Raw genomic sequence first — 11,530 nt, 5'->3', positions numbered from 1 at the left:
GCTCAGCCTCCCCGCAACACGGTTGCGAGCGTCGGCCAGTGCGGCAACGGCCCGGCATCCTGCGCCGGCGCATCGGTGCGCTCGGCGCCGCGCAGCTTCGCGGATCGGGCGCGCGGATTCGCCTTGGTTTCCTCGTCGCTGGCGACGATCGGACGCTTGTTGACGAGCTTGAAACGCGGCTTGGTCTGCGCGATCTCGGGCAGATGGCGCGAACCGCCACCGGTCTTGCTGCGCTCGGCGATGAAGTTCTTGACGATGCGGTCTTCCAGCGAATGGAACGACACCACCGACAGCCGACCGCCGGGCTTCAGCACCTGTTCGGCGGCTGCGAGCGCCATATGCAACTCATCGAGTTCAGCATTCACGAAAATGCGCAGCGCCTGAAACGTCCGTGTCGCCGGATGGATCTCGCCGGGCTTCGCCCAGACCACCTTGGAGATGATCTCGACGAGCTGCTTGGTCGTGGTGATCGTCGCTTCCTTGCGCGCAGCGATGATCGCGCGCGCGACGGAGCGCGAGTGGCGCTCTTCGCCGAAGATATAAATGATATTGGCGAGATCGGCTTCGGACGCCTTGGCGACGACATCCGCAGCGCTCGGACCATCCTGCCCCATGCGCATGTCGAGCGGACCGTCGAAGCGGAACGAGAAGCCGCGCTCCGCCTGATCGAGCTGCATCGAGGACACGCCGACATCCATGACGACGCCATCGACGAGCGGTTCGCCCTGCGCCGCGCAGACATCAGCAAGATTGGAGAAGCGATCCTCGACCAGCGTGAGGCGGCCGTCAGAGGAATCGACCAGATTGAAACCGCCAGCGATGGCGGTCCGGTCGCGATCGATCGCGATCACGCGGGTGCCTTCGGTGGCCAGGATCATGCGCGAATAGCCACCCGCACCGAAGGTGGCATCGACATAGACGCCACCGGCGCGCGGCGCCAGCATCTCGACGGCTTCCGGGCCAAGCACGGAGATATGTCGGGCGTCGATGGTCATACGCGCACACGAACGGGCAACAAGTTCCGTTCCTTCGTTGCGAGACGCCGAGCCGAACCGGTTGGCGATCGGCCCATGGCGCCTCAGATGTCGTCGCGCCGCGCGGTTTGTCCGCTGCGTCGCGCAGTGATCGGTCCGCCTCGACGCGTCATTCACGCGGTTCGACGGGATGAGCATTCGTCCGCATGGAAGATGGTGGAAAGCCATGGGATTGGGCGTCAAAATGGAACTTTGGCCGCCCTCAACGGAGGTCAGCGCTTCACCCTTCAGTAACGTCACTTAGCGTTAAGAAAGCGTTGCTCCGCCGTTCACGAAACGACTCAATTACTGTTCGACGGTTGTATCGTAGTGCTGGTGCACCGACCCCACAGCCATGAAATAAAAGGGCAAAACCGGCTCATCGTCGTTGCGCAACCGCGTCCCTATCGGGATATTGCCCTCCCCTTGCGACAGCCTCCGCGCATGTGGCCATGATGCCCCGACGAGTTTGAAAGATTGACCGGAACCGAAAAGCGCCAACGCCCCCTGCCCATTCCCAAGGGCGTCGCGAACCTCCCGACCTTCACGCCGGACTCCTCCGTCGTGTCGGACGTGATCCCGTCGCCCAATTTCGGTGAGCGGAACAAGGGCCTCGTGCCCAACATGATCGTGCTGCACTACACCGGCATGCCCGACGCGGAAGGTGCGATCACGCGGCTCTGCAGCGACGGCACTGACGTCTCCGCCCACTACATCGTGCTGGAAGACGGCCGCATCATCCAGACCGTGCCGGAGTCGCAGCGTGCATGGCATGCCGGCTCTTCATTCTGGGCCGGCGAGGACGATATCAATTCCTGCTCGATCGGCATCGAGATCATCAATCGTGGCCATGACTGGGGCTATCCCGACTATCCGAGCCGGCAGATCGCCGCGGTGACCGCGCTCTGTCGCGGCATCCTGCTGCGTCACGACTTTCCGACCCAGCGCGTGCTCGGCCATTCCGACGTCGCACCGGCGCGCAAGAAAGATCCCGGCGAGAAATTTCCGTGGCATCTGCTCGCCAGTTCGGGCGTCGGTCACTGGGCTCATCCCGCACCCATCACGCCGGGCGAGGGCATGAAGGTCGGCGCCGAAGGCGACGAGGTGCTCGCACTCCAACAGGCGCTGGCCGCCTATGGCTATGGCATCGAGACGAGCGGGGAATACAACGCCGCCACGATGGAAGTGGTCACCGCATTCCAGCGTCACTTCCGGCCGGAGCGGATCGACGGCATCGCCGACCGTTCCACGATCCTGACCTTGCAGGCGTTGTTGAGCAGTTTGCCCAACGGCAGCACGTAAATCGCGGCGGGTGATCAGCCGCGGATCATGCGGCGCAGATCCTGCGTCTGCCTGACGATACCGGCGACGACCAACATGACTGCGGCCACGACTCCGAAATAGGTCAGCAGCAACGCCAGATAGCGAAACGATGTGCCGAAGCCATGCGGCATGTCGCTGCGCGTCATCATGTCGGCAGCAACTTCGAACAGAACTGCAATAGCGCCGATCGATACGAACAAAATCGATGCAGCCAAGGCATGGGCGATCACGGGAATGCGGGCGGGACGAAAGAACAGCTTGGCGTCACGCGCGATGAACAAAACGATCGACGATAAAACACCTCGCCATCCGGAAGCGCTCCGGCGCTTCTGCGCAGCGACTTGAAATCCAAGATAGTCCTGATCTGCCATCACTGCCTCTTGAACGATCTCCAGACTTCCCTGCCGAATTTCAACACCTCTACCGTCAAAAAGAATATCAGAAAGACGATGTCAGAAGCGAAAATGTAGTAAGCGGCGGCGTGACACCCGATCGACAGGACGGCCGAATAGTGACGCGCTTCGATCCAGTCCGCGAGCGTTTCGAGCGTGACCGCAGCAGCGGCGATGCAGATGAATAGCACGGTCGCCGTGAGGATATGCGCCAGAAACGTCTTGAACAGGGTCAGGTCCCGACTATTCGCCACATGCAACCCGCCAGCATTATACATCTTTAGATTGCACGACTCCGACATGGTGGTCAATGTTCGGCCCGCGACTTGACGGCGGCCTTCCCAGACTTCATGCCTTCCGCGTCAGTCGGCCGGACGGCCGCTCCTGCAATGGTCGAAAGGCTGCGGGGGAGGAAAGTCCGGGCTCCAATGACATACGGTGCCAGCTAACGGCTGGCGGGGGCGACCCCAGGGAAAGTGCCACAGAGAACGAACCGCTCGCCTTCGCAGCTACGCTGCTTCGGCGTAGCAAGCCCCCGGGCTCGCTGCGCCGTAACCCGAAGGGTGAAGGCGAGTAAGGGTGAAAAGGTGCGGTAAGAGCGCACCGCGGATCCGGCAACGGAGACGGCAAGGTAAACCCCACCGGGAGCAAAACCGAATAGGGACGGCATGGCAGTCAGTTCATTCCCAGGCGCAAGCCCGCGAACGATAACACTGCAGGGTGATGTCAAACCCGCTGTCCGGGTAGGTTGCTTGAGGCCGCATGCGAATGCGGTCCCAGAAGAATGGTCGTCACGTATCGTCACGCAAGTGGCGGTGCCTTACAGAACCCGGCTTACAGGCCGGCTGATACTGAACAACGAGGGGCTCGGCGCAACACGCCGGGCCCCTCACCAGTTTGGCCTCTTCATTGGCAGTGTAGGGTGGGTAAAGCGCAGCGTGCCCACCATCACATGAACCGCACTCGATGGTGGGCACGGCGCAAGAGCGCCTTTGCCCACCCTACAGGTCCTGCTCAGTGTCCGCCGCCGCCTGCAGCCGGATTGTTCGGCTTGCTCAGCAGCAGCACCATCACGCTGAGGCCGATATAGAAGCAGGACAGCAGGAAGAACGCGTCGCCAAATCCCATCACCACGGCCTGACGATGGGTGATCTGCGAGAGCTGCTTCAACGCCATGCGCGAGGCATCGCCCATGCCCTGGAATTTCTGGGTGAACATGTTCAGCGTTTCGACCGCCTTGGCATTGCCCCATGTCACCTTGTCGTGCAGGCGCGAGATGTGAAAATCGGTGCGGTGATCGAGCACGGTGTTGATCAACGCGAGACCGAGCGCACCGCCGAGATTACGCGTCAGGTTGAACAGGCCGGACGCATTCTTCAGCATTTCCGGCGTCAGCGTGCCGAGTGCGATATTGTTGATCGGCACCATGGCCAGCATCATGCCCATGCCGCGCAGGATCTGCGGATACAGCAATTCGTAGAAATCGAAGTCGCGCGTGATCCACGTCATCATCCACGTGCCCGACGCGAACAGCACGAGTCCGGTGGCGATCAGTATGCGCAGATCGACCTTGGTCATCAGGCGCCCCACGACCGGCGCCATCAGGAACATGGCGATGCCCGACACGAACATGGTCTCGCCGATCATCAGCGCGCTGTAGCCGCGCACCTGGGCGAGATAGAGCGGGTAGATATAGGTCAGGCCGTACAGGCCGATGCCGATGCAGAACGAGAAGGTGGAGCCCAGCGCGAAATTGCGATTGGTGAAGGCGCGCAGATCGACGATGGGCTCTTTCGCGGTCAGTACCCGCCAGAAGAATGCGATCGCGGACAGCGCGCAGATCACCGCAAAGATGGCGATGGCTTCATCTTCGAACCAGTCGTTGCGCGGCCCCTCTTCCAGCACATATTCGAGCGAGCCAAGGAAGCCGGCCATGAAGCCGAGACCCCACCAGTCGAAATGATCGAGCAGCTCAAAATGCGGCTCGTCGAAATCCACCAGCGCCAGCACGCCGAGGGTGATGCCGATGCCCGGCACGACATTGATGAAGAACAGCCAGTGCCATGATAAAGCGTCGGTGATGTAACCGCCGACGGTCGGACCTATGGTCGGCGCCAGCGTGGCGACAAGACCGATGATCGGCGCAACGATGTGAAATTTCGAGCGCGGGAAAACGGTATAGGCCGAAGCGAACACCGTGGGGATCATGCCGGCGCCGAGGAAGCCTTGCACCGCGCGCCACAAGATCATCTGCTCGATGGACGATGTGAAGCCGCACATCAGGCTGGCGAAAGTGAAGCCCGCGGCCGAGATCGCGAAGAGCAGCCGCGTGCCGAGTGCACGCGACAGGAAGCCTGACAACGGGATCGCGATGACTTCCGCGATCAGATAGGCGGTCTGCACCCACGAGACTTCGTTCGACGATGCCGACAGGCCCGCCTGGATGTCGGCCAGTGACGCCGAGACGATCTGGATGTCGAGGATCGACATGAACATGCCGAACACCATGATCAGGAAGGCGATCAGGCGCTTTGGCGGAATCCGGTCGGCATCCACCGGCGCGGCCGGCGGTGCTCCCGACATGGTTGAGGAGGCCGAGGACATCAGCGCGATCCGTTACTGCGCGGGTTTCGCGTCCGGCTTGGTGTTGATGCGGACATAGACCGACATGCCTGCGCGCAGGATATTCTGCTTCGCGACATCGGCGGGCACGCGAACACGGACCGGCACGCGCTGCACGATCTTGGTGAAGTTGCCCGTGGCGTTGTCCGGCGGCAGCAACGTGAAGACCTGACCGGCGGCCGGCGACAGGCTCTCGACGGTGCCATCGATGACGCGGCTGGTGTCGGCATCGAGCTGGATCGAGACGGGCTGGCCGGGCATCAGGCGACGCAGCTGCGTTTCCTTGAAGTTCGCATCGACATAGACATCATCGAGCGGCACGATATTGGCGAGACGCTGGCCGGTGGTGATGAAGTCACCGAGATTGACCATGCGGTTGGAGAAGATGCCATCCACCGGCGCCTTCACATCGGTGAAAGCCAGATCGCGCTCCGCTTTGTCGAGCGAGCTCTGCAGCTCCTGCAATTGCGCGCGCGCTTCGGCCTGCTGTGCCTTGGTGACTTCGACCGCGCTCGTGGCGGAATCGACGGCGGCCTTGGCAGCCTTGACCGCAGCTGCAGTCTGATCGCGATTCGACTGCGAGGTCTCATAGACCGAGCGCGAGGCAAAGCCCTGCTTGCTCAACGTTTCCTGGCGATCGAATTCGAGTGACGCACGATTGGCAGCGGCATCGGCCGAGGCAAGCTGCGCCTGTGCCTGCGCGACCGAACTCTGCTGCGCCTCGACCTGACGGCCGATACGCTCGATCGTCGCCTGCTGCGTGTCGATCTTGCGCTTGGCCGCATCGACGGAGATCTTGTAGTCACCGTCATCGATCTTGAACAAGACCTGCCCGGCCTTCACCTCGGTATTGTCGCCCGGAACGATCTGCGCGATATGGCCGGAGACGCGCGCACCGAGCGTCGAGTTATTGGCGCGCACATAGGCGTCATCGGTCGAGACCATGAAGCGCCCAACCAGATAGTAGTTCACACCGAAATAGACGGCGGCGATGGCTGCGAGTGCGCCGATGCCGAGCAGGACGCGCTTCTTGCGCGGCGACTGCGGTGCGGCGGGCTTGGCCGCGGCCGGTGTTTCAGTTGGCTGCTCATGTGCCGGTGCTTCCGCCGGGCCGCGCGCTGCGGGCTCTTCGGCAAGCGGCACCACGCGCGCTGCGTTGCTGTCGTCTTCGCCATCGGCACGAAGGATACGGGCAGCCTGGTCGCGTCCGGCCATTGCGGCCTCCTGAAAAATGATCGCGCGAAACCTCTTCCGGGTTCCGGCCTAATGCGACAATATGTAAATTGACCGAACGGTTCGGTCAAGATACATCAAGCGTATCCCAAGCTGTTTTGGGATGATTCTGAATGCCGGCCTCTCCGGTATCCTGGTGACTTCGATAGGCTGAACAATGGTTGCGACCCACGCTTTGCCGGTCGGCGAGGAAGACAGCGCCAAGCGCCGACAGATCCTCGACGGCGCGCGCAAGGTGTTCATGACGCTGGGCTTCGATGGCGCCAGCATGGGTGAGATCGCACGAGCGGCCGGCGTGTCGAAGGGTACGCTCTATGTCTATTTCACTGACAAGAACGCGCTGTTCGAATCCATCGTCGAGCAAGAGAAGCTCGAACAGGGCAAAGCGGTCTTCAATTTCGACACTGCCCGCGACGCCGAGGCGACGCTGGCCGAATTCGGGCGCGGCTATATCCAGCTGCTGTGCCGCCCCGGCGGCGGATCCGCCATTCGCACGGTGATGGCGATCGCGGAACGGATGCCGGATGTCGGCAAGCGCTTCTATGAGGCGGTGCTCGCGCACAGCATCCGGCAACTTGCCGCTTATCTCGATGCCCGCGTCAAAGCCGGTGAATTGAAGATCGACACCACCGAGCTCGCCGCGGCGCAGTTCATGATGTCGTGCCAGGCGACGCTGTTTCAGCCGTTCATCTTCCAGGCCAAACCGACGCCATCTCCCGAAGAAATCGATCGGGTTGTCGACAGCGCGCTGCGGATGTTCCTTGCCGCCTATCGCGCCTGACGACCGTCGCTACTCGTTCTCGTAGAAGTCCTCGTCGTCGGGCGTCTTGCGCCCCGACTTAGCGGCAGGCTTCTTGATCGAGCCGGTCGGCCCGTCAAAGCCGCGTCCGGTATAGCTCCGCCCCATGGCGCGGGCAGCGACTTCTTCGCCTGACACAGCCGCCGGTTTGCAGATCGACGGACGCTTCGGCCGGCGCATCAGGTCCACATGGATGTGGTCGTAGTGATAGATGTTGGAGCCCGGCGCCAGCACCGTCGTAAAATACTGGCAGGCCCCGCCCTGCACGTCGCGCAAAAAGCCCTGCTCTTCCGGCAAGCCCTTCCAACCATTCTTGATCGACATGTTGCGACCATCGGCAAAGGTGAAGGCCGCGATGTCGAGCGCATTGCCGAACGCGTGTTCGGAAATATGTGCGCGCGAATTGCCGTTCATGCCGCGGCACGAATAGGCGGAGATCTGGCGGATCGACACCACGCGCTGACCGAACCAGCGCATCGCCGCCGGCTGCACGACTTCAGCGAACCATTTATCGAGCTGCGACACGATCGGACAGGCCAGCGTCGCCGTCGGCTTGACCGTGACGGGGCCCACCGAGCCGGTGACATTGCCGGCACCAGGGCCGAGACGTGGCTGCGCGTAATCCTGCTGCGGCTGGCTCTGCACGACGCCGGAGCTGTAACGGCCGTAAGGCGCGCGCGGCTGCGGCGCGCTCTGCGGCATCGCCTGCTGCGACGTGCCATCCGGCGGCAGATCGATGTCGTCTTCCGCCTCATGCACGCCCGGCGCGTTCAATGACACCGGGCCATTATTTGCCGGCGCATTGCCATAGCCGGTATTGTAGCCGCCGCCATAGGACGGCTGCTGCTGCGCAGGCGCGGTTTGCGGATAGGAATTCGGATAGCTGCTGGTGGCGCGCACCATCGGCTGTGACGGCGTCGGCTGCACCGGCCAGCGTTGCGGACCACCGCCTCCGCCCACACTGCCGGGCGGACGCAGGCTCTCATTGGCAAAGCCGAGGCTGCTACTCGGCTCGCCGAGGGCTGCCACCTTCAACGGGAATTCGGCGCCGCAGACACCAGGGCCTGAAATAGGCTCGATGCGAACCAGGTCGGCGCTTTCGCGTACCGCACCCGATTTCATGCATGCGACCTCGGCCTCGGCTCGCCAGGGGTCGCGCGTTTCGGTTTGAAACAAACCTTTGCCGCAACCTGCCATCGAGACAAGGACGAAGGAGCCGACGAGATACAAACGAACTCCGCGCGTCATGCGCGCAAGTTGAATTAAATGTTTTAATGACTCTTCAACGCGCCGGCTTTTGCGCGCTGGAAATGCGCGTATCTGCGCGCGATCTCGCGTTATTCGGTACGGCCAAAATGTGGCGGAGCGTTCTCGTCCATCGCCTAGACAAAAACGCTCCTCTCACGAGTTCCATCAGCAGATCGTCAGCGCGCCGCGTTGATGATCTGCAGCTGGGTAAATTCGGCGAGGCCCTCCTCGGCGAATTCGGTGCCGATGCCCGACTGCTTGGCGCCGCCGAACGGGATGTGCGGCGCCATGTCGAGATGCTTGTTGATCCACACCGTGCCGGCCTCGATCTGGCTGGCGACCTTGTGGGCGCGGTCGGTGTCCGACGACCAGACCGAGGCGCCGAGGCCGTAATTGGTGGCATTGGCGCGACGGATCACGTCGTCGTGATCCGAATATTTGATCACGGGGAGCACCGGGCCGAACTGCTCTTCATCCACCAGCTTAGTGCCCTCGGCGATGTCGCGCACGATGGTCGGCTGGATGAAATAGCCGGGCCGGTCCATGGCCGCACCGCCCGCGATGACATTGCCGTTCTTGCGCGCATCTTCGAGGAAGCCCTTCACCTTCTCATATTGCATCTTGTTTTGCAGTGGGCCGAGCTTGGTGCCTTGCTTGGTACCGTCATCGACCACGGTGTTGTTAGCGATCGCGACCAGCTCCTGGCAGATCTCGTCATAGACGCTCTCATGCACATAGAGCCGCTTGATGGCGAGGCACACCTGCCCGCTGTTCTGGAACGCGCCTTCGAAAATCCCCGGCGCCACTTTCTTCGGATCGACATCGTCGAGCACGATCGAGGCATCATTGCCGCCGAGTTCCAGCGTGATGCGCTTCAGCGTTGCAGCTGCGCTGGTCATGACCTTCTGACCTGTCGCGGTCGATCCCGTGAAGGAGATCTTCCGGATATCCGGATGCTTGGTCATGGCATCGCCGAGATCATTGGCGTCGGTGATCACATTGAGCACGCCCTTCGGCAAAATGCCCTGCACCAGTTCGGCAAATCGCAAGGTCGAAAGCGGCGTGGTCGGCGCCGGCTTCACCACCAGCGTATTGCCCGCCAGCAAGGCCGGCGGCAGCTTGAAGCCGAGGATCAGCAACGGATAATTCCAGGGAATGATGCAGCCGACCACACCGAGCGGACGCCGATGCGCCTCGACGCGACGATCGCCTGAGTCCTCGATCACCTTCATCGGCAGGTCGAGCGAGGCGAGATAGCGGAAGAAGCCGCCCATTCCCATCACTTCCGCAGTCGCGTCCGTGAGTGGCTTGCCCTGCTCACTGGTCAGGATATGCGCGAGCTCATTCGCATTGGCCTCGATCGCATCGGCCATCTGCACGATATATTTGCGACGTTCACCGAGCGGCGTCGCGGCCCACGCAGGATAGGCGGCTTTCGCAGCGGCGACGGCTGCATCGAGCTGCTCATTGGATGCCCGCGGGCATTGCGCCACGACATCTTCGGTGGCGGGATTGAGAACCGGCATCTGCATGGCGCCGGGCACCATCTTCCCGTCGATGAGAAGATTGTAAGTCGTCATGGACGTGAACTCCCTGTTCAACGGGCGTCGTTGCTGCGCCTCGTTATAGCGGAGTGTATATCACGCGCTTCACACTGCAAGTTCGGCAATTTTGACGAATTTTGGTTTCTGCAGTGCGGTAGCCGGAGCTACAGGCGCAGCGCATGAGATGCTCGCCGGCATCGCCGCGGCTGACATCGAGAACCTTTGAATACGCAGCCAAATGTACCGATATCTCCATTTTCGTCTGGCGTGCGGGAACGCAATCCCGGATTCCACGTTGCCCCGCGCTGCGACATGTAACAGGGAGGCATCGCCATGACAGGTTTCGTCAGTCAACTGAGCATCGTTGCTGCCTATGCCGCCATGGCCTTTGTCGGCGCTATCGTGCTGGGTGTGCTGTAGATCCCCATACTCGCGGGGCCTCTCGGCGACGAAGCATCGACGACACAATTCTCCCGCCGCACGAAACGCTTTTGCCGATCGCGCGCAAATCTCCTGAAACCGCTGCTGGATACTCCTGACGCCAACGAAGCGCCGAACGGGCGCTCATCATCAGGCGCTCAAATGGAGAATCCCATGCTCACCCTCGCTCGCTTCGAAATGAAAGTCCGCCGCGCTGCCGTCGCTGTCAGCGCGATCCTTGCCGGCGCATTCGCCTTTGCCGGTCCGGCCAAGTCGGCCCCGCTGCCGCTGTTTCCGTTTTTCATGTCCCCGCCGGTCGCCGCCGAACCGGCGCCCTATTATCAGGCGCCGCAGCTCGACGACAAACGTCCAAGCATCGAGCAGCCGTCGCGCTTCAAGCGCCAGATCGTGAACTATGCGACCCGCGAGGCGCCCGGCACGATCATCGTCGATACGCCCAACACCTATCTGTATTATGTGCTCGGCGGTGGCCAGGCGATCCGCTACGGCATCGGCGTCGGCCGCGATGGCTTCACCTGGGCCGGCGTGCAGACCGTGACCCGCAAGGCCGAATGGCCGAGCTGGACGCCGCCCGCCGAAATGATCGCGCGCCAGCCCTATCTGCCGCGCCACATGGCCGGCGGCCCCGGCAATCCGCTCGGCGCCCGTGCCATGTATCTCGGCAACACGATCTATCGCATCCACGGCACCAATATGCCGGAGACCATCGGCACCCAGGTCTCGTCGGGCTGCATCCGCCTCACCAACCAGGACGTGTCGGATCTCTATTCGCGGGTCACCGTCGGCACCAAGGTCATCGTGCTGCCGATGGACCGCCGCGCCGACAATACGACGGGCAAGCGCGGATAGGCCGGCCTGCGCCTTACTTTGCCCATGTGATCGCTTGATGTACTGTCCCCGCATATTGCATGCGGG

General features: G+C 62.2%; 10 protein-coding genes and 1 other RNA gene. 4 read left to right on the top strand and 7 right to left on the bottom strand.

The annotated features are described in order from the left end of the window. Nucleotides 1-2: 2 nt before the first annotated feature. Entirely contained in the window at nt 3-995 is a 993-nt protein-coding gene (gene rsmH / locus RPMA_RS09150; RefSeq protein ID WP_249225602.1) for a 16S rRNA (cytosine(1402)-N(4))-methyltransferase RsmH, read from the bottom strand. Between the two features lie 495 nt (nt 996-1,490). Here rsmH and RPMA_RS09145 point away from each other — a divergent pair, with 495 nt between their 5' ends. Then, nucleotides 1,491-2,315: an N-acetylmuramoyl-L-alanine amidase gene (locus RPMA_RS09145; protein ID WP_211912508.1), complete on the top strand. Its 825-nt coding sequence runs from the start codon at nt 1,491-1,493 to the stop codon at nt 2,313-2,315. Between the two features lie 14 nt (nt 2,316-2,329). Here the strand turns inward: RPMA_RS09145 and RPMA_RS09140 are convergent, their stop codons facing one another. Both RPMA_RS09140 and RPMA_RS09135 read right to left on the bottom strand, forming a co-directional pair. Beyond that, nucleotides 2,330-2,707 carry a hypothetical protein gene (locus tag RPMA_RS09140; RefSeq protein ID WP_211912507.1) on the bottom strand — a complete coding sequence of 126 codons (378 nt, stop codon included), beginning with the start codon at nt 2,705-2,707 and terminating at the stop codon, nt 2,330-2,332. Then, on the bottom strand, nt 2,707-3,039 hold the full coding sequence (locus RPMA_RS09135) for a hypothetical protein (protein ID WP_211912506.1): 333 nt from the start codon (nt 3,037-3,039) through the stop codon (nt 2,707-2,709). The genes RPMA_RS09140 and RPMA_RS09135 overlap by 1 nt, the downstream gene beginning before the upstream one ends. Before the next feature lie 51 nt (nt 3,040-3,090). Here RPMA_RS09135 and rnpB point away from each other — a divergent pair. Continuing rightward, nucleotides 3,091-3,581, top strand: an RNA gene (gene rnpB / locus RPMA_RS09130) — RNase P RNA component class A. Between the two features lie 161 nt (nt 3,582-3,742). Here the strand turns inward: rnpB and RPMA_RS09125 are convergent. Together RPMA_RS09125 and RPMA_RS09120 are read right to left on the bottom strand one after the other, a co-directional pair. Beyond that, nucleotides 3,743-5,332, bottom strand: a complete 1,590-nt coding sequence (locus tag RPMA_RS09125; RefSeq protein ID WP_211912505.1) for a DHA2 family efflux MFS transporter permease subunit — start codon at nt 5,330-5,332, stop codon at nt 3,743-3,745. 12 nt (nt 5,333-5,344) lie between these two features. Beyond that, nucleotides 5,345-6,565 (bottom strand): HlyD family secretion protein, encoded by a 1,221-nt coding sequence (locus RPMA_RS09120; RefSeq protein WP_211912504.1) that lies wholly within the window; start codon nt 6,563-6,565, stop codon nt 5,345-5,347. A gap of 175 nt (nt 6,566-6,740) precedes the next feature. Here RPMA_RS09120 and RPMA_RS09115 point away from each other — a divergent pair, with 175 nt between their 5' ends. Next, complete coding sequence (locus tag RPMA_RS09115; RefSeq protein WP_211912503.1) at nt 6,741-7,364, top strand: TetR/AcrR family transcriptional regulator; 624 nt, start codon at nt 6,741-6,743, stop codon at nt 7,362-7,364. A 9-nt stretch (nt 7,365-7,373) separates the two neighbouring features. Here the strand turns inward: RPMA_RS09115 and RPMA_RS09110 are convergent, their stop codons facing one another. Beyond that, nucleotides 7,374-8,630, bottom strand: a complete 1,257-nt coding sequence (locus tag RPMA_RS09110) for an extensin-like domain-containing protein (protein WP_211912502.1) — start codon at nt 8,628-8,630, stop codon at nt 7,374-7,376. A gap of 176 nt (nt 8,631-8,806) precedes the next feature. After that, complete coding sequence (locus tag RPMA_RS09105; protein WP_211912501.1) at nt 8,807-10,210, bottom strand: aldehyde dehydrogenase family protein; 1,404 nt, start codon at nt 10,208-10,210, stop codon at nt 8,807-8,809. A 558-nt stretch (nt 10,211-10,768) separates the two neighbouring features. Here RPMA_RS09105 and RPMA_RS09100 point away from each other — a divergent pair. Continuing rightward, nucleotides 10,769-11,464 (top strand): L,D-transpeptidase, encoded by a 696-nt coding sequence (locus RPMA_RS09100; protein ID WP_211912500.1) that lies wholly within the window; start codon nt 10,769-10,771, stop codon nt 11,462-11,464. The last annotated feature ends 66 nt before the right edge of the window (nt 11,465-11,530 follow it).

This window comes from Tardiphaga alba (assembly GCF_018279705.1).
GTDB classification, from domain to species: Bacteria; Pseudomonadota; Alphaproteobacteria; order Rhizobiales; family Xanthobacteraceae; genus Tardiphaga; species Tardiphaga alba.
This window is presented reverse-complemented; position numbering and strand designations above follow the sequence as displayed.